Origin of the sequence: Streptomyces sp. R28, assembly GCF_041052385.1 — a bacterium.
GTDB lineage: Bacteria > Actinomycetota > Actinomycetes > Streptomycetales > Streptomycetaceae > Streptomyces.
Genome location: NZ_CP163439.1, coordinates 4593588 through 4612056 on the forward strand (window position 1 = coordinate 4593588; position 18469 = coordinate 4612056).

The window sequence follows — 18469 nt, forward strand, 5'->3', positions numbered from 1 at the left end:
GACGAAGAGTGCGACAGACTCAACCTTCCGCGAGTTCGCGCAAGATAGCAGACGAGCCCCGAGAGTTGACGAGCACGACTGGTCGCGTTCCCCGCTTGGCAGTAATGAAGTCGGTGGCGGCATGCTTCGCCGATGCTGTCACCACGACGAAGACGTCAGCGTTCGCTGCCTGTGCGGCAAGTTTGCTGCTGCCGTCGTGTTCGGCGCTCGTCTCGACGTCGATCTTGGGTACCAGGATGCGCAGTACCTGTGCCGCCCGGATGGTGGCCGACTCGGTCAGGGAATACAGCACCACCTTTGAGTCCTGCAGGTAGCGGTACGGCGCTCCAGGGTCGCTGTCCTGTACTTGCTCGGCAAGCAAGTCTTCCGGGACGCCGACTCCCAGTTCGCCGGCTATGAGCTTGATGGCCTCAATGTCGGTTGGGTCCAGTGCCGTCTTAAACGGCCTTACCGTGTTGGTGATCTTGTAGAAGAAATCAACAGTGGCGGGACTCGTTGCCGCTGCCGATGTAGCTGTCGCCGTCTGCAGTATGTCGATCGCCCACGTCGTCGTTACAGCTGAGACGTTCGCGGAGATGATGAGATCGGTCCACTCGAGCGCTGAGGCGAACACCTCGGATGTGGGGTTGGCAGACAGCAGATAGTCCAGTAGGGCTTGGGTCTGCACCCGAACGCCAGCCGAATTCTTGCCGCTCAGCGCGAGACCGGCAAGGACACGTTCGCTGAGTTCGGCCGCTCCATCTTCAGTGAAGATGTCGCGGTGCGCCGCCATGAACTGGCCTCCGATCTCACCGAGTTTGCCGAGTACCTCGTCGGATGCATCGTGAAGCCATGCGGTCAGTGCACTGTTGCTCAGTGGCGTCCAGGCGTCAGTTATTTCGGGGCCGGCCGCCAGTGCTGCGCTGCCATGGTCGCCTTCCAGAGCGTCCAGCCAGGTGCGCCAATCCACGTCGGGTCCGTCTTGGGTGAACTGCTCCAGCCAGGCAAGATCATCGCGCAGGCGTGCACTCGCTCCGTCGATCAAGCCATGCAGGTGATGGGTGGAGACGTACTCAAGCACCAATGCTGCTTGCTGTGGTGACTGCAGGTCGCGTGCACAGGTCAGGAGCAGGTATGCCGCGTGGAGGCTCGGTTCGAGTGTCAGCACGAGTTCGATGGCTGCCTGAAGCTCGCCCCGGGCCATCATCCCGGTCGCGCGCTCGAGGGGCGATTCGCTCGGGGCGCCGGGCTGGTCCAGGGGGGCGGGTGGCTCCGACGGGGTGGTGGGCTGAGGGGTTTGTTCCCGGTGCAGGTGCAGCACGTTGCGCAGATGGGCGGGGAGGCCGGGTTCGACCGTGCCGGCTTCGTCGAGGAGTCGGTTGAGAGTGTCGTCTCCCGCGTCCTCTTCGACCGCGATGAGGAACTCCACGACAGCCTGCGCCCGACTCGTTATCGGTGTGCCCGAGAACAGGGGCCGGAATGCCGCGGGGAGCGCGGCAACAGCACCGAGTAGTTCATTCTCTGCGCCTGCTGCGTCGTGCGAGGCGAACCATCTGGCGTAGACCGCCTGCTGGATCACTTGAGTGACGCTCAAGGGGCGACGCATGGCGAGGACGTGGTCGAGATCCCGGTCCCCGAGAACGGCCTTCCAATCCTCGAGTCCAGCGAACAGTCGCAGTCGCAGGAATGCCAGGTTCGGCTGGTCGAGATCGGCGGTCGCCTCAAGTTCGCGCAGGCAGGCCAAGGCGACAGTACGGTCGCGGGCAGCGATGGCGTGTCCGAGGTCGTCGAGGACCTCGACGGTGGTTCGGGGGGCGTCGAACTCCGAGGGCGGCCTGCCGTTGAGGAGTTTGCTGAGAACCAGCAGGGCGTCGCGTACCTGGCCTCGCGCGTGTTTCCAATCCTCCGAATCCGCTGTCGGGCGGGGCAGCACCTCAAAGCGCAGTGGCTTGACAGGTGCCTTTGCCAGTGCGGCGTCGAACGGATCAGCCGGGTTGAGGGCACCACGGTGGCGGGACAGGTCGCTGAAAGTGGGGCCGATCCAACTGTCGAGAATGGCGAGTGTCTCGCGCTGCTGGCGCGGGGTGGGCGCGAACCCGTACCACCACAGACGGCCGTGAGAACTTCGTGGCAGGAATCCGGTCTGGCGCTGCTGGATGCCTGCCATGAAGTTCTCGAGGATGAGTTGTAGGTTCGGTTCTACCCGTGTGGGCGTGATGTCATTGCCCGGACCGAAGAATTCCTTGAAGTCGACGCTCATGGCAATTGGTACCTGTTCTGGTATTCGACCCAAGCGCGAGCGATCTGGTCGGGGTCGGATACGACGGTGACGCCTTCCTGGTTCACTCTCTGGCCGAAGAAGGTGAAGTTCATCGAGCCGTGAACATGGAATCGGTCGCTCACCATGCCCTTGTCGTGCAGTGTGTTCCGGATGAGCAGGGTCGGCCGTGGCCCCACCGGGGCGAGGTCGGTGAGGCGTTGTCCTGTGACGACGTTGCGCGGCTCGTCGCGCATGATCACTCGGACGTCCGAGCCACGACGGGCGAGTTCGATGAGTACTTCCGTCAGCCGGATGGGTCGGGCCGGCAAGGCGGGGAGCACGCTCTTGAACTGTCCGGATGCATTGTCGATGACGACGATGTCGGAGATCCACGGGGACAGTACCCACAAGCGACTTGACGGCGCCAGCAGCTCTGACACCAATAGGTTCTGCACCAGATCGGTGAGTTGTCGAGTCTCGCCAGCCCCGGCGGTGATGATCCTTCTCATGCGGACACCTCGGCAAGTTCGAGGGTGACCACGACGCTGCCCTCGGAGCGGTGGTCGATCTCGACGGCTCGTGGGAAGACCTGGAGGAAGTCCGTTTCGATGGCGCGGATCGACAGATCCACCAGCATGCCTGCCAGGGCGGGTACGTCCTCGGGGGGTGCGATGAGTTGGGCGGATCCCTGTTGGGCCAGGCGTGTGCGCACTAGGGTGACCGCGTCGGGATCTGTCACGCTGATGAGGTCGGCTGTTGACGTGAACAGCCCCCGGAGCAGATCGGGTGCGGCCGGCAAATTGTCGAAGTAGGGGTTCCACGACTGCAGTGCTCCGGAGCGTATGGCCCATCCGCGTGGCCAGAGAGCGCTCTGGATGGCGTCGATACGTTGGCGGTCCGAGGAGTTCGCGGACAGGTTCAGTCCGGCGTCCAAGTCGTGCCTCTGACGCATCAGATAAGCCCAGGTACGCGGCGAGATTTCAAGGCCCAGACGTTGCTCTTGGATCTCCCACTCGTCGATGAGGGTGCGTAGTGCCTGGTCCGTCTGTGCGGTCGATCCGGGCCGGAGCAGGCGGTTTGCCAGGCTCGAGACGACGGATTGTTCCGCGCCGTGGATGCCTGAGGCGCGCAACTGCGCCCGTATGCGGTCAAGGTTTTTCACCCGGTCTGCCTGTGTCGCCGAACCTCGATATTCCGCAACGAGGTCGAGCCAGTCGCTGCGCTCGGTGGTGTAGCGCACGATCCGCCGCATGTGTGCGTCGACCAGTTCGCTGGTGGAAGGCTGGACGGCTCTCATGATCAGCCGTAGGAACCGCCGCGGATCGGGGCGCACGCGCGTCGCCAGCGCTTCGATGAAGCCGCCGCCGCCGATCGAGGCTTCGGTGAGCCAGACCTGGCCGCGGCGCCATGTGCCATCGAGGGCGTAGCCGGGCTCTATGTCGACGATGATGCCTTCGGGGTCGTGCTCGGGACAGATCTCCCGGGCGGCCCACAGGGCTGCCTGTCCCAGCGTGGCGAGGACACGCTGGCGCAGCCAGGCTTGGAACTGTGCGGGATCAGGGTTCCAGACCTGATCCGTCAGGTGGTCCAGGCGGGCGACGATGTCCTTGTCTGCGAGGAGTTGGCGCAGTCGCTCACCCACTCGGCCGAGTGTCGCGGATTCGCTCTCCTCGACGTCCGAACTGCGGAACATTGCCCTCAGGGTGTCCGTCAACCGGTCGGCGAAGGTTTCCCGCACCGCCTGGTAGGCGTGGGGAAGCGGCGTGCCGTCGGTCACGGCGGACATCAGCAGCATGCATTCGATGGTCTGGTGCAGCCATTCCAACTGGAACTTGTTCATCTGTTCCAGGAGTTCGGGGTCGTTCGTCAGAACGTGCTGGAACCAGGCGCTGCGCAGGGCTGGGTCGATGCCGCCGGGTGGAGCAATCACCTCTGGCAACGTAATCGTCAGGCGTAGGCCGTCCACGTCGTAGGTGGCTCCGAGACCGATCCGCTCGTCATCGAGCGAGAACTGTGCTTTGACTCGGGCTTCGCCGCCGCGGGCGAAGACCAGGCTGGCCTCGCTCTGGACGGCAAGACGGCGGACCTCGACGTGGGCGTTTTGAGCGTGCAGGAAGAAGCGTGCTTCATCGATGAGGCCGCCAATGGGGTCCGACAGGGGAAGGCGGGCGACCAGGCCGAGGCCCCTCTCCAGGAACTGGGATCGCCAGACCAGGGCCGCGTTGGAAGCATCCTTGAGTTCCGGCGGTGCGAGTTGGAGTTCCACCCTGTCGGGACGGACGATGGGGATGGGGGTGGGGACCCCGCCGACTTCGACGGTGGCGGCCTCCTCCCGATGGTGCGCCTGAAGGACAGGGGCGAGGTCCATGACGGTCTCGCGCTGCCCGTAGGGAATGGGGATCCAGTGCCGGTGCTCGAGGTTGCGGGTGGCAAAGCGCCGTGACACTCGTCCGGGCGCGTATTCGCGCAGCATCTGGGCCAGGCCCATCGCCTGCAACTCAGGTTCCTTTTCCCACGACTGCTGGGGGGGGATGACCACGTACGCTTCGGGAAGTGCGAGTTCGCTAAAGAGGTTCTCGGGGAAGAAGTCGGGCAGCGGATTTTTGCCCATTGTGTCCTTGCCCGTGGCGTACGTGTGGTCCTCGGCGATGGCCCACTCGTTGTCCAGTCGTCGGGCCAGTGTGGGCACGGCCGCCAGGATGAGCGGGCGAGGGGGGTGCCACAGGATCTCGGCGGCCAACTCCTCGGGCACCTGGAGTGCGCCTTCGATCCACAGACGGAGGCTGCGCTGGCGGCCGGGGTCGCGCAGCAGGTCACGCAGGATGGTGACGGCTGTCTGCTGGACCTTGCGGTTGTCCGGGTAGTCCGGATCGGCGAGACCCTTCAAGTCACGCCACAGCTTTGCATACCGGTGAACGGGCTGCAGTTGATCCGCCAGCCAGTCAAGCATTGCCAGAGTGGCTTGAATACGCAGGACCGCGCGGTTGCGGATGGGAAGAACCAGTTCGGGCAGGACGGGATCGAACAGCGCGTCCCAAGCCTCATAGGTGGCACGGTCGCGTCCGTAGTCGGAGAGCACAACGACGGTGTACGGGCGCATGCGGCGGCTTCGGCCGGCTCGGCCCTTGCGCTGCAGGAATGCGGCGACGCCGCGGGGCGCCTTGTGCTGCAGCACGGCACCGACGTCTGGATCGTCGAAGCCGACCTCGAGCGAGGCGGTTGCGACGACGAGTTGGGACGCTGTGTCGACTCCTGCGTCTTGCGAGGTGGTCCGGCTCACGTTCAGGCCCGGGCGATGGAGTGCGTGGCCCAGTTTCACCGGCAGGTCCCAGACCTGGCCGGCGCGCCGCTGGTCGGTCAGTCCGTCTTGACCGGGACGACGCATGGATGCCAGGGGGTCTTTGAACTGCTGGGTACGGGGGCTGCGGTAGCGCTGGCCTTCTGCGTCGAGGAGGTAGAAGAAGAGCCGGTTGGTGACGTCGAGGTCGTCGGTGAAGACGAACGCCTTGGTGCCCAGAAGTCCCTGGGACGTGCGCTGTGCAGGGTGGTCGAGGACGCGCGGGAGGAGCATCGCTGTCTGAATGGTGGTGGACAGCACGGAGGCGCCGCTGGTCGGGTCGCTGCGCACTGCGACCATGTATTCGGCGCCCTCGTACTCCATTTCATCTGCGCCCGGTTCGATGTTGGTGACGAGTCCATCGTCAACACCGGTCAGATCGGCCATGTGGCGAACGGCGTTCGACAGCGTCGCGGACAAGCCGACGAAGGTGACCGGACTGCGCAGCGAGTGGTGCCAGCGCCGCAAGACGAGGGCTGCCTGGGCGCCGGTGGTGCCGCTGTAGGTGTGGATCTCGTCGAGCAACATCAAGCGGGGTTTCTTGGCCGCGCCGACACCGAACAGTTTGCCCAGCGACAGGTCGGACAGGCCGCGGTTGAGCATCTCGGTCGTGGTGAACAGCACGTCCGGAGGCCGCTGGCTCATCCGATGACGGGTCAGGACCAGCACGGAGTCATCGAACACGCGCGTGCAGGTGCCGCAGGTCAGACGTTCCGTTCTGGCCCTGGCGTCCCGTTCTGACCAGAACAATGCGCCCCCGCACACGGTGTATCCGTCGCCGGGACAGGTGAAGTGAGGGCACTGAAAGCCTTCAGCCCGTTTCGTCCATGCGGAATAGGAGGCTGTCAGGCTCTTCGTACTGGTTGGGGTGTCCTTGTTGAGCACCCCTATAGTCATGGGCCGACCGTTGGCCTTCGTCCACAGGTGGTCGAGTCGCCGGGCGTTCGCAAAAGCGGTGTTGAGTTGGTCCTTGAGAAGTTCGTTGCGCGGGTAGACGGCCAGCGCACGTGTCCATGCCGACTTGTCCTGCAGGCCCGTCAGGTAGGCGAAGGCCGGCAGGTAGAAGGCGAGTGTCTTTCCGCTGCCGGTACCGGCACCCACGACTGTGGCGGTGGTGATGTTGGACTGCAGGGCCGTGAAGATCTGACGGCTGGCACGGACCTGGAACCCGCTGAGGTCGGCGTGTTTGGGACCCCGCCGCGTCATGGCATCGATGACCTGCCGGTAGAGGTCATGGAGAGCATCGGTGCCTTCGATGACGGCGTGTCTGGGCTGGTCGCGCCGGGGGTAGGCGCGGGGGCGCCGGGCGTAGCGGAAGTCCGAGACAAGAGCGGCACCTTGACGCCAGGCCGCGGGGTCGCCGGAAGGGAAGATCTGGCGCAGCCGGGCCAGCAGACGCAGCGTCTCGCCGTTGCGGGTACGCCACCGCGACGGCGAGATCGCATCATCGCGGATGATCAGACCCTTGTCCTCGAGGGCCTCGATTGCCTCCTGTGCGGTGTCCAGTTCGGCGCGCTTGATGAGAACGTCATCGACGTGGGTGTGCAGTTCGTCGTCGGTGAATCCGCCGTCGACAACGCCCCAGGACAGCAGGGGGTCCTCGTGTGCTTCGAGGACGTCGAGGATTTCACTCTCGGTCTCAGGAGTCATCGCAGCCTCACCCAGAAGCGGTCCAGGATTCCCAGCCTCGACAGCCCTGCAAGGACTTCGGGGGTGAAGGAGTTCAGCGGCGTCCCGGTGGCTTCCTGAGCGCCCGTGATCACTCGGGCGAGGACCGGGTCAACGAGTTCGGAGATCTGCTGGCCGCATGCGTGGAGGCTCTCCAGCGCCGCGGCCAGCCTTGCGACGTCGCCCAACTCGGGGACGGCACGGTTTTTCAGGACGTTGAGCACGCCATGCGCCTTCTCGATCTTGATGCGGATCTCTTCCACGTCGATCCCGCTCTTGTTCAGCGTAGCGACGAGATCCTCATTGATCACCGGTACTTCGCGGTTGCGTTCAGCAGTCCATGCCTGCTCAACGCTCCCGCGAAGGCCCTTGACGAAGCCATCGGCCGCCTTGATCTGCGCCTTCAGTGCTTGCGGTGGGGTATCGGCGTCCTGGCTGGGGAGCGTTTCGGCGAGCACGTGCAGGTCTGCGGCCAGTTGGGCGGCCTGCGGACCGAGGTCTGCGTCGAAAGCCGCATGGGCTGCGCGCAGTTCGGCGACGCCTCGGCTGAGGCGCTGCATCGTCTCGATGAGCGTCTCGACCCTCTCGGCCAACTCGGCCAACTCGCCGGTGCGGCGGTTGATCTTGTTCTCGTCGTGGGCAGCGACCGCTGCGACACGCAGACGCTGAACTTGTTCGATGAGCGTCATGCGCCCCCCTCGCATCCGGCCACGTCCATGACCTCACGGCTCAAGGTCTCCAGCCCGGCCATGAGCCGCTGGAGGGTCTCGTCGTACTCGCGCTGAGCCTCCGAGGCAGGTCCGGCTTGGAGCTTTTGCTCCAGTGCGTTCACGGCTTCCAATGCAGGCTCGAGCCAGGCTCGAATGCGCAGGGCCGGCCTTTCGTCCTGGGTCATCAGGCGCAGGCGCTGATCGGCGGTGAGGGTGGACCAGGCGTTGAGGCCCTCAGTCAGGTCTGTCACCTTCTTCAGATCACTGGGTTTCACCGCCTTCGCCGCGTCGTGGAGGGCGGGCAGGTTGATCGAGTTGGCTGACTGGCCAAGCGCCGCCAGGTCGGAGAGCAGGGTGTTGAGGGCATGGGCGACCTGGGCGACGTCACCGCCGAGATCGCTCACGTCGGGTGTCAGCCGTCGGGTTTCGTCGAGCATCGGGTCCAGCGTGGTGGTTCGCTTCTGGATGTCGTCCGCCGCTTTTCTGATCTGCTCGGGGACGTGCTCGGGCCAGGGCACCTCAGCTGCGTTGTCGCGCAATGCGCGCACAAGGCGGGGCAGGTCAATGGCCAGCGGCTTGCCAGCGCCCTGGCGGTAGGACGTCAAGCGGAGCAGTCGCTGCTGAAGGAGGTTTCGATCCGCTTTCGGGTCGACGAAGCGGTCCTGGAGTTGTCGCATGTGGGGCCGCACGGGATCGGCCAGCTTCGGCGGGCTGGCGAAGAGCGCCCTGACCCGGCTGAGTGTGTCGCTCTTGAACGAGTCGGCGATCCCCAGGGCCTTACTGACGGACAGAAGAGCGTGCGCGAGCCGGCCCAGTTCGGCGTCGTCGCCTTCCGACGGAAGGAGGAAAGCGGACACGCTGTCCGCCCATTCCTGGACCCTGTTCACGCACAAGCTCTGCAGCGCATCTCCTTGCGGCACGTCCTCCCAGGACCCTTTTGCGTTTACCCAGGCGAGGGCACGCAGAACGCGGACGTCCTCCACGTTGCGGTGGTCGATCGAGATCAGCGCGGTCTGCAGGGCACTGCCGTCCAGTGCGATCGAGGTTTTGGCATCAAAGCTCGGCGTGAATTCCGCCCTTGCCTTGGTCCAGTCTCCGCTGTCTCCTCCGTATCCGTCTTCGAGTCCCAGACAGCCGATGACGGCGGTGTGCACGATCTTCCGGAGATCGTTGCGGTGGCTCTGCACAAGCTGGCCGGTCTTGTGCCATTCGTCGACCGCCTGGACCAGAGTCGGCTTCGAAGCCGCCGGGGACGGACGCGCGGGTGCCGACGTGGGCGGGGGCGGCGTCGGGGGGGCCACCACAATCGGTGTCTGCGTACCGTTCAAGGGCAGGACGGGTTCTTGCACTGCCGGCCGATGCGGGAGGGTCTGCTGCTCGGTTATGAGGTCAGGCAGGGGCGGGATGGCGAATGCTTCGTGGATCGTCGGGTGAAGGTTCTGCGGCCCGTGGCCTGGTCCCCAGAAACGCACCATCCGCACGCGACGCTCGGAGAGTTCGGGGTCACCTGGCGTGCGCAGCCGGACCTGGTCCTCGACGTTGTCGAGGATGTCCAGCGCACCGGTGCGGAAGTCGCTCTCGAATCCGGTGCTGGGAAAGCGGCCTTCGTCGAGTTCGGTCTGGTCGCGGTGGAGGACGGGGCGCAGGACGCGGGTCAGCACGTCGCGGGCGACGAAGGCATCACCCTTGGACTGGCTGCGGATGGCCCGATCGAGTGCCGTCCTGCTGAACGGGAACAGGCCGACGCCTTCAACCTCCCCGAACGCCTGGTGGCACTTGTCCCGGACGGGGCACTGCTGACAGTGGTTGGGCTCCGGGCGCTCGTCCGTGCGGTGCTTGTCGATCTCCTGGGAGCCGACGCGTACTGCGTTGAGGTAACGGGCGGCGAACCGTGCGGGGTCGAACGGGGCTGTCATATCCGCGGGAAGTTCAAGATCGAAGACCTTGTAGGTCCGCGTGTACACCGTCTCCGGCATCTGGTTGACGAAGTAACCAGTGGTGACGGCCATGACGACACGCATTGGGCACAGGGCGAGCGTCTCGGTGGGCAGCAGGGTGATTGCGTCGATGAGGCCGCCCTGGATGCCTTGGAAGATCGAGAAGTCCTCGATCAGGAGGAGGAGTTCCAGCCCCTGCCTTTGCAGGTCGAGGCGTAGTTCGACGAGGAGTTGCTTGAGGTCGTCTCCCCCGATCCCGAAGACCTCGCTGACCGCCGGCCCGAGTTGCTCGTTGAGCATCTTCGCTGCCAGGTCCCGCAGGGGGGCGTCGCTGGCGAGTGCGCTGGCGACACTGGCGGCGTCGACTCCGGCCCTGCTGACATCGTCGACCGAGAGGTCCAGGTCTGCCGCGGTAAAGCCGAACGCGTCCTCCTTGTCCTCGGAACCCTTGCCGGAGAGCTTTTCCCGGACCAGACGCGCGATGGGACCGTTGTCGGTGAGCAGTCGCCTGCGGAAGACGAGGTCGCCCAGCAGTGCGGGCAGGCCCTCCGCGGAGGCGAGGAAGGCGCGGAGGTCGTTCTCCTCGGGTGTGCCGTCTTTGTCTGCTCCGCGGGTCTCGACCAGGACAGCCAACTCGTTGCGCAGGCGCAGTTGTGCTGTGGTTTCGTCCGCGGCAGCGTCCGAAGCAGCGGCGACCTTGGCACGCACCTCCGCGGCGCGTTCGCTGGTGGCGTGTTCTAGGATGAGTTCGAGGATCCCGCGCAGCGACATGCGGTGTTTGGGGACAAAGATCAGCCGAGTCGCGTCGTTGGGCTTCAGGTTGATGCGAAGCCAGCGGATCAAGTGCGACTTGCCTGTGCCCGACTTCCCGAGGATGGGGATGATGGGCTGGTCCGCCGGCAGTTCCTCGACGGCGCGCCGCAGGTTGTGTTCGTCGACGATGGTGCCGCCGACAGCGCTGTCCACCCGGTCGCGCAGGAGGATCGGGATCGAGGTGTGCGTGGCGAGGAAGACCCCGTTGGAGGTGCTCTCCGCCTCGACTGGAATGATGGCCGGGGCCTCACGGGCCTCCCAGCATGCAGCAGGAAGAGTGCCCCGCCAGGTCATCGTTTTCCTCCTTGAACCAGGGTGACGTGTGTTTGACGTTGGCTGTCGAATCGCGACAGCCGGATGCCGTCGGCGTCCGGCAGGGTGTCGAAGACGAGTCGGCCGCGGTCTTGCAAGATGCGCAGCGCCTGGCCTACCGAACTGTCGGCACAGTCTTGTGCGATGCCCGGGTCGGGGTCTCCGTCGGGAAGGTACGCCACGAGGGAGGCGCGGACGAGACCGCCGTACAGCACAGGCAGTTTGGCCGCCAACTGGCCCAGGAATTCGGCGATGGGCATCTGTCCGGCAGGCAATTCGTCCAAGACGTCGTTGATCGCCACGACGGGGAGGGGCACAAGTCCCGATCTGGCCTGTACGAGCGAAGGCGCCGCGAGGCCAAGTGCCTGTCCCCATCGGGTGACGGCACCCCAGCGTGTGTCGTTGGTGATGGCCCAGGTTTCATTGTCCGGGTCCGGGAACTGCGCGTGCTGGAGGGCCTGAACGCCGCTGGTCCACGACAAGGGACGCCCGAGCGCATCCTGCGCGAGGAACCACGACATCGCTCTCAGCAGATCACGTGCCCCGCCGGTGAGGCTCTCTCCCGGGCCGGTCTGCCACGGGTCTCCGTCTCGGTCCAGATCGAGGGCATGCTTTTGAAGTGTCCGGCGGAACGCCGCCGGCGACAGGGTGCCTCCTGTGGCAGCGACAGTGTCGCTCACGGTGATCACACCGGCCGTGTCGCTGCAGAGCATCCCGATTGCCCGGAAGGTGTACACGGTGTGCGCGACACCTTCAAAGGAGGAACTGTCCTCGTTCAGGCCTGGCGGTCTGAACGCCTCGATCAACTCTTCCTCGGTCCAGACCCGTCGAGATCCGGTAAGGAAGTTGATGATGGAGCGGCCAAGCGCCGGAAGGCTGCGCGGTGGGTTCAGAACAGCCATCAGAGTCTCCTGAGGAAGTCGTCAATGGTCCAGTGAGGGCTGCGGATGCTTTTGATGAGGGCATCTGGATAGGCCGGGTCGGGCATGTCTTCCGGGACGACCACGACGCGCAGCGGTCCGCTGGTGGGGGCGAGCCACGACAGGGGCGGCGTCTGCCCGTGGTCCATCAGGATCAGACTCGGCACCGAGAGGCGCGCAGGTACCCCGCCGGTGCGCAGGGGGTCCACGACGACCAGGCCCTCGTCGGCGAACCGCGAGGCCGTACGGATGGCCGGGAGCCCAAGCAGTGCGTCGGGGGCGACGATGCCGCGTACGCCGTTGGTGACGCATGACTGGATGAGGTTGCTCAGGGCAGTTCTGAGGCGTCCGCTGGAGTAGGTGACCACGATGCTGGGGTGGCCAGCGGCCAGGTTCGCCAGGGCCGCGCTGGGGCTTCTGCCGAGATCTGGCATGAGCGCTTCTGCGACGAGGGGACGCGCGGTGTGCAAGATGGGCTGGTGCGCGTGCCCCTCTGCCGGGCATCCGGAGCACGCGGGCGCCACGTTCTGGCTGGCCCCCATCGCACCTATGCCCGTGTAGGTGTACTCCTCACTCAGTACGCGTCCCCAGCATTCTCTTCTTTCCAGCAGGCGGGTGATGCGCGCCGTTGAGGTTGCTTCGGCGTTCTTGATCTCCGCGCGGGTCCGCTGCAGGGCAGCCTCGAGAGTCTCTTGGTCCAGGTTGGCCACGTGCGGTCTGAGCCGTACCGGGACGTGGCTCACGAAGGCCGTCCACTCCTTGTCGAACCGTGCTTGCCACGCCTGCTCGGACTCGCCGGGTATGCGTTCGACCACCGGAGGGGCCAGCCTTGTGATGGTGATGAGGTTGGCACGTTCCATAAGGACGAGCGTGTTGCGGTTCCACAGTTGATTGGCGTCCGAGGGCTCGTCGCCGTGCTCGGGTACCACCGTGGTGTCCAGGACCAGACCGTTGCCCGCCTCCTTCGGGGACAGGTCCTGATCCCGCATGGCTTGCCATCGGTTCCACGCCTTGACGTCCCCGATCACGGTCGCGTTTTCGACTTGCTGGCCTTCGGCCGCGTCAGGGAGGGCGGGAAGCCAGACAGACAGCGCCGCGTGGCCGTCACGTCCCGCGCGGCCGACTTCCTGGTAGAAGCGGTCGACCGAGGCGGGGACGCACGCATGCACCACGGTACGGACGTCGCTCTGGTCCACCCCCAGACCGAAAGCGCTGGTGCCGACCACGATGTCGGTCGTTGTCGGCCCGTCGTCGCCGGACCATCCACGCATGATGCCAAGACGCTCAGCAGAACCGAGGCCTCCGTGGAAAACGGCGGTGCGTGCAAACCCGGCGGCCCGCAGACGCTCAGCGATGGTCCTGGCGGGCTCCTTCTTGGTGGTGTAGATGATCGCCGGCCGCGGAAGGTGGTGCATCGCTTCGACAAGGCGTTCCATCCGGGCACCGGAGGACGTGGTAGTGCCCAGGAAGTACCGCAGTTCGGAGCGCAGAAAGGTCGACCCGACGAACAGTGACTCGGCGCTGCCCGCGAAGAGTTGATCGTTGAGTTGGAGGCTGGGCGCCGACAGCGTTGCGGACAGAAGTGTGACGCGTGGCGGGGGGTGCCCGGCCCCGGTGGCGAGTTCTCGCAGTTCTCCCACGAGCGAGGCGACGATCTGGAACTCCGGACGAAAGCTCAAGCCCCACAGGCGTACCAGGTGCGCCTCGTCGATGACCAGGTTGGTGAGTTGGCCGGACGCTGCAAGGGTGCGCAGCGTCGCGGTGAATCCGCGTACAAGGGCTTCGGGGGAAGTGAGGAGGATCCGCTGCCTTCCCTCGCGCAGGCGTTCCTTGATGGCTGCGCGTTCCTCGCTGACGCGGTCGCTGTGATAGGCCAGTTCGCGGGGGAGCACGGACGCCGGGAATCGTTTGCGCATGTGGCGTTCCTGGTCGAGCGCCAGGGCGATGGTGGGCAGCACCACGATGGTGGTTCCGCGCTGCCGGAGCAGCCCAGGGGCCAGACCGACGAGGGATTTACCCGTGCCGGTGGGCAGGACGACGTGCAGGGTGGATGCCGGATCGGCCAGGGAGGCGGTCCGCACCGCGCTGGCTTGGCTGCGTGAGCGGTAGTGATCGATGTCGGGAGCGATCGCGTGCAGGGCTGGATCGACGGGCACCGGACTGTTCGGGCGAGCGCTGGTCTCCACCGTCGTGTTGTCGGCGAAGACGAACGGACCGGGGCTTGCGCAGGCGAGATCGATCCAGCGGGGGTCGCCGTGGAGCCAGTCAGGCGTCCAGGCGTCGCCGAGGCGCACGGTGTGCCGTGTGGCGCCGAACCGTTCGACACGCAGGTGCGCTCGCTGGAGCGCCTGCAGGTCGATTCCGCGGTCGTGGAGGTTGATCTCCAGTTCGTGGTGGCGCTGGCCCGTCACGCCGGCTTGATGGCGGAGCATCTGAGCCAGCAGGGCGGCGATGTCGCCGCTGAAGGCGGGCCCGGCAAGGGGTGAGCGCCAGGCATCGGCGAACCGGCGGTGGGGGCCGGTGAGCTGTTCTGTCGATGCCTCCTTTCCCAGGACCATGCGCTGGATGATGTCGAGTTGAGCGGTCACACGCACCCGTCCTGCTCCGGGCTGCGGCCCGAGACCACGACCACACCGGTGCTGTCCAGGCGGAGCGACGGTGTCTGGAGGGCTGTCATGAGCGCTTGGCCCGCCAGCGCTTCCGTTTCCACTTCTTCCTCCAGTTCAGCGCGCTCGTTTCCCTCCGAGCGCGCGGCACGCAGTCTCAACTGCCGCAGTCGGGTGGCGATGTCGGTCTCGGCCATGGCCAGGGCCCGGGTGCGGGTCGCCTCTACGGCGTCGTTGCTGTGGACCAGGCGCTGGGCACTGTGTTCAGCAGCTCGCCAGCGCGGCGCCCATTGGTCGGCCGGGATGAATGCGTATGCGTGTTTGATGCGCTCTGAGTTGAGTGCGTAGTCGCCTCCGGGCTCTGCGGGCGTCGGCTTGGCATAGCGCGCCTGCAGGGCGTCGAGGTGGCGCCCGTCGGTGATGGGTGTGCCATCTGCGTCGGTCCACACGGTCGCAATGAGCGGCGGGAAGAGCGCGTCGGCGCGGCGTCGCAGCGACGGCAAGTCCACCAGGTCGCTGGTCCAGGCTGCAGCAAGTTGGTCGAGCAGGTCGCTTTCCGGGCTGGCCTGCAACGGCTGCGCTTCGATGGCGTAGTCGAAGCGGTAGGCAAGGCGCTCTGCGTAGGGCCAGGTGGGGATCCACCGCCACATGCCGAAGGCTCTCCCCCGGTCGTCGTTCCACAGGAAGTCGGACACGGCATCGATGAACTGATCGCCGTAGCGGTAGAGGCGGACGTCTTCGTGCTCGACGGCCACTTTGCGCACGAAGGTGCCGCGGTGTCCTGCGAGCGGCACGAAGTCGCGCTGCAGTCGCGCTGCGGATACCAGCGGCATCTGGACGTGTCCGGCTGCCAGCCGGCTGACGGGTTCGTAGCTGCCGATCGCATGGGCGGGGTCGCCTGCGGGGGCGAACCGCAGGTTCCCGGCCGCCCGCCGCGAGGACAGCAGTGCATCGGTGACGTCGGCGAACGAGGCTGCCTGACTCTCCGATGCCATCATCCGTCCGTACACCGAGCGCTCGTCAGCGGGTGCTTCGATGCTGTCCAGGGCGTCCTGTTCCTGTACGCGCTTGACCTCGTCCTCGAGCATGGTGCGGACCATGCGGATGGCGTCGGGTGCGGCATCGGCACCGTGCTCGAACAGCAGGTCCCAGGCGGCGTCTGTGGCGGCGTCCACCGCATGCTGCAGGCTGGCTATCGACGTGTCGAAGACGGCGAACCCTTCGCTGAGGATCTGCATCCACGCTGCGGCAAACGACTGCGGGTCGGTCGTCTCGGCCACCCAGTAGGAGCGCCAGGCGCCGCCTTCGCGACGGGCGTCCCAGCGGTCGCACCGGCCGATACGCTGCTCGAGGCGGTTCGCCCTGGGCGGCAGGCCCACGTGGATGAGGAGATCGGCGAACTGGAGGTTGCGTCCTTCTTCCGCTGAGTGATCGGCAACGAGGACGGCTGCCATCCGGCTCTGCTCGAAATCCCGCACTGCCTGCTCGGAGGCTGCGGGCGAGTCGCTCGCCAGGTGCTGGTAGACAGCCCCGGGAAGCACTTCCTTGAACGCGCCGACCAACTCCCCTGCCAACTGCGGGGTCGGGCAGAAGACGACCACCCGCTCACGTGCTTTGAACAGGTAGGTCAGTGCGTCGGCCAGTGGGCGTGCCATGTCGCGGCGGCGGCTGACGAAGCGCAGGTCACTCTCGATGCGGTCGAGCGCGTCCTGCTCGCCCGGCGTGGCGGCCACTCGGGACTGGGCCCACGCGCACAGGGCGTCCGGGTCCAAGGACAATGCCACGCCCGTCGCGAAGGCCGACGCTGCCTCGCGGCGGGCCTCTTCGTCGAACTCACAAGCAGCAAGAGCCTCCTGGCGCCAGTTGTCCAAAAGGGAGGCAAGGCCGGCAAAAGCGGACGAGGGAAGAACCACCTGCTGGGGGCGCAGACGCCCGGTGACCCGGTACGACTCGTGCAGCGCAGCGGTACGACGGGTGCGCAGCATCCGGCGGTGGAGCCGATACACCTCGGACACATAGGTGCGCAGCGCGCCGATCGCAACGGCCAGCGCATGCCGGTCCGGTCCTGCGACTGCCTGCCTGACCTCACCGATCAAGGCGGCGACTTCAGCGTCTTCAGGGAACGCGGCGCCGATCTCCGTGAGGCGCTTGTTCAGCAGCACGCCAGGAAAATGGGGCTGCAGTCCAAGGAACAGCCGGCCCAGCGCGGAACGCGCCTCCATGCGCCGTCGCAGGTCCTCGGTCGTCGTGTCCCGGTACACGGCCGGGTCGAGCAGTTTGAGCATGGCCAGGAAGGCACGTTCGTTGTGCAGCGCGGGCGTCGCCGACAGCAGCAGCAAGCGCGGGCTGGCGGTGGCAACTTCGGCAAGGCGCGTGTAGCGGCTGGACAGTTCGGGCTGCTCGCTGTGCGCCAGGCGGGCCAGATGGTGCGCCTCATCGACCACGACGAGATCAGCCGGTACCCACGTGTCGGGTGCGTCGTCGCGGGAGTACATGATGCGGGCGCCCGGGAAGTCACCGGTGCGGAACTTGCCCGACAGTTCGCGGCGCCATTGCTCCACGAGGAACGGCGGGAGAATCAGTTGCACGGTGAGGTCGGGCTGGTCCAGCAGGAGTTCCCGCACGACAAGGCCGGCCTCGATCGTCTTGCCGAGACCGACCTCATCGGCCAGGAGGTAGCGCTGCACTGGGTCCTGCAGCACGCGCCACACGGTCTCGACCTGGTGCTCGTACAACTCGATACCGCTCGAGAGGGCGCCGCGCATGCCATGGGCCGCCGAACGCTGCGTCAGGGTGCTCTGCAGGAAGGGGCGCCGCATGTCGGCCAGCAGAGGCGATTCGAGCAGTCCGGCGCCGGCAAAGCCGACGGGGTCGGTCAGCGGCTGGTCCCAGCGGACATACAGGTCCTCTTCGGCAAGGTATCCCTCCCAGTTGCGCGCCCGCACGTGGATGTCCCGATGGGCTGTGGCCTCGATGACGCGCCCGGAGCGCCATGCGGCACCCGTGGGCCAGAACACCCGCGTCTCGGGTGCCAGCGTGAACCGCTTAAGCCCCTTCTTGGGGACGGTGTGACGACTGCGCTCGTCCGGAGGCTGTCCTGGGGTGTCGAAGTACTCGAGGATCAGGCCATCGCCGTCCTTGCCTACGAGTTTGCCTGCACCGAGCGTGTTGGCGCTGGATACGAGCAGGTCGCCTGGGCGCAGCGACAGGCCGCGGGAGGGGTCGCTGCTGCGCGCCGGACGGCTCGCCTTCGCTGTGCGGGGCCGGGCCGGCGCCGCCTTGCCCGCGCCGCCGTCGATGGTCCGTGATCCACGGCATTGCGGGAACCGTGAACAGCCCCAGAAGCAGTTGCCTGCGTTAGGTCCCCGCGATGCGAATTGCATGACCATTTTGGCGCCGCACCGGGGACACAGGACAGCATCATCCGTCACAGGCACACTCCGAAAGAGCAGCGTAGGCAGGCGCCGTCGGCAGGTTAGGACGGCGCAGGCGGCCCGGCGATATTCTGCCGGGCTGCCGGGACGGCCGTGGAGTGCGCACACGCAGGTCCTGACGCACGCGCTGGGTGGAGGCAACGGCAGGCAGTTGCGCGTCCGTGCGGAGCGGGGCGCCCACGTGGTGCACGTGTCCGCTACCCGGCGCCGACTGACGATGCAGAACACCACGTCGGCAGGCTGGGGAGCCGACCGACCCACGCGTCGGTGCACGGACATGCGCAGCGGTGCAGTGTGCCAGCAGCACGGATTCCTCTACGGCCTCACAGCTGGTGAATGTGGAGCTTTCCCACTTGTGTAAGACGGCACGCCCACACCTCCAACAACCGGCAAAGCAGCACAACTCCCCCACGCTCAGCCTTGGCATTGCACTTCCTTCACAAGGTGCTCACATCCAGCTGGTTGCAGCGTAACCGGAGCCACTGACAGTGCC

The 18469-nt window shown here is 66.2% G+C and carries 8 protein-coding genes; all 8 read right to left on the reverse strand.

Translation table 11 applies throughout. From position 1 onward, the window contains the following. Positions 1 to 19: 19 nt before the first annotated feature. Genes dpdD through dpdE form a run of 8 tightly spaced genes read right to left on the reverse strand, consistent with a single transcriptional unit; the run spans position 20 to position 17931 of the window. The gene (gene dpdD, locus AB5J49_RS20225) at positions 20 to 2239 is read right to left on the reverse strand and encodes a protein DpdD (RefSeq protein WP_369170034.1); all 2220 of its coding nucleotides are present in this window, start codon (positions 2237 to 2239) and stop codon (positions 20 to 22) included. Beyond that, on the reverse strand, positions 2236 to 2748 hold the full coding sequence (dpdK, locus tag AB5J49_RS20230) for a phospholipase D-like domain-containing protein DpdK (RefSeq protein ID WP_042176375.1): 513 nt from the start codon (positions 2746 to 2748) through the stop codon (positions 2236 to 2238). Before dpdK ends, dpdD begins: the two co-directional genes overlap by 4 nt. Next, on the reverse strand, positions 2745 to 7226 hold the full coding sequence (dpdJ, locus tag AB5J49_RS20235) for a protein DpdJ (protein WP_369170035.1): 4482 nt from the start codon (positions 7224 to 7226) through the stop codon (positions 2745 to 2747). The genes dpdK and dpdJ overlap by 4 nt, the downstream gene beginning before the upstream one ends. Next, complete coding sequence (locus AB5J49_RS20240) at positions 7223 to 7933, reverse strand: hypothetical protein (RefSeq protein WP_158719399.1); 711 nt, start codon at positions 7931 to 7933, stop codon at positions 7223 to 7225. Before AB5J49_RS20240 ends, dpdJ begins: the two co-directional genes overlap by 4 nt. Beyond that, complete coding sequence (dpdH, locus tag AB5J49_RS20245; protein WP_042176381.1) at positions 7930 to 10998, reverse strand: protein DpdH; 3069 nt, start codon at positions 10996 to 10998, stop codon at positions 7930 to 7932. The genes AB5J49_RS20240 and dpdH overlap by 4 nt, the downstream gene beginning before the upstream one ends. Beyond that, positions 10995 to 11918: a protein DpdG gene (gene dpdG / locus AB5J49_RS20250; RefSeq protein WP_369170036.1), complete on the reverse strand. Its 924-nt coding sequence runs from the start codon at positions 11916 to 11918 to the stop codon at positions 10995 to 10997. Before dpdG ends, dpdH begins: the two co-directional genes overlap by 4 nt. Continuing rightward, positions 11918 to 14524 carry a protein DpdF gene (gene dpdF, locus AB5J49_RS20255; protein WP_052479976.1) on the reverse strand — a complete coding sequence of 869 codons (2607 nt, stop codon included), beginning with the start codon at positions 14522 to 14524 and terminating at the stop codon, positions 11918 to 11920. Before dpdF ends, dpdG begins: the two co-directional genes overlap by 1 nt. Further along, on the reverse strand, positions 14521 to 17931 hold the full coding sequence (gene dpdE, locus AB5J49_RS20260) for a protein DpdE (RefSeq protein ID WP_369170037.1): 3411 nt from the start codon (positions 17929 to 17931) through the stop codon (positions 14521 to 14523). Before dpdE ends, dpdF begins: the two co-directional genes overlap by 4 nt. Positions 17932 to 18469: the final 538 nt, after the last annotated feature.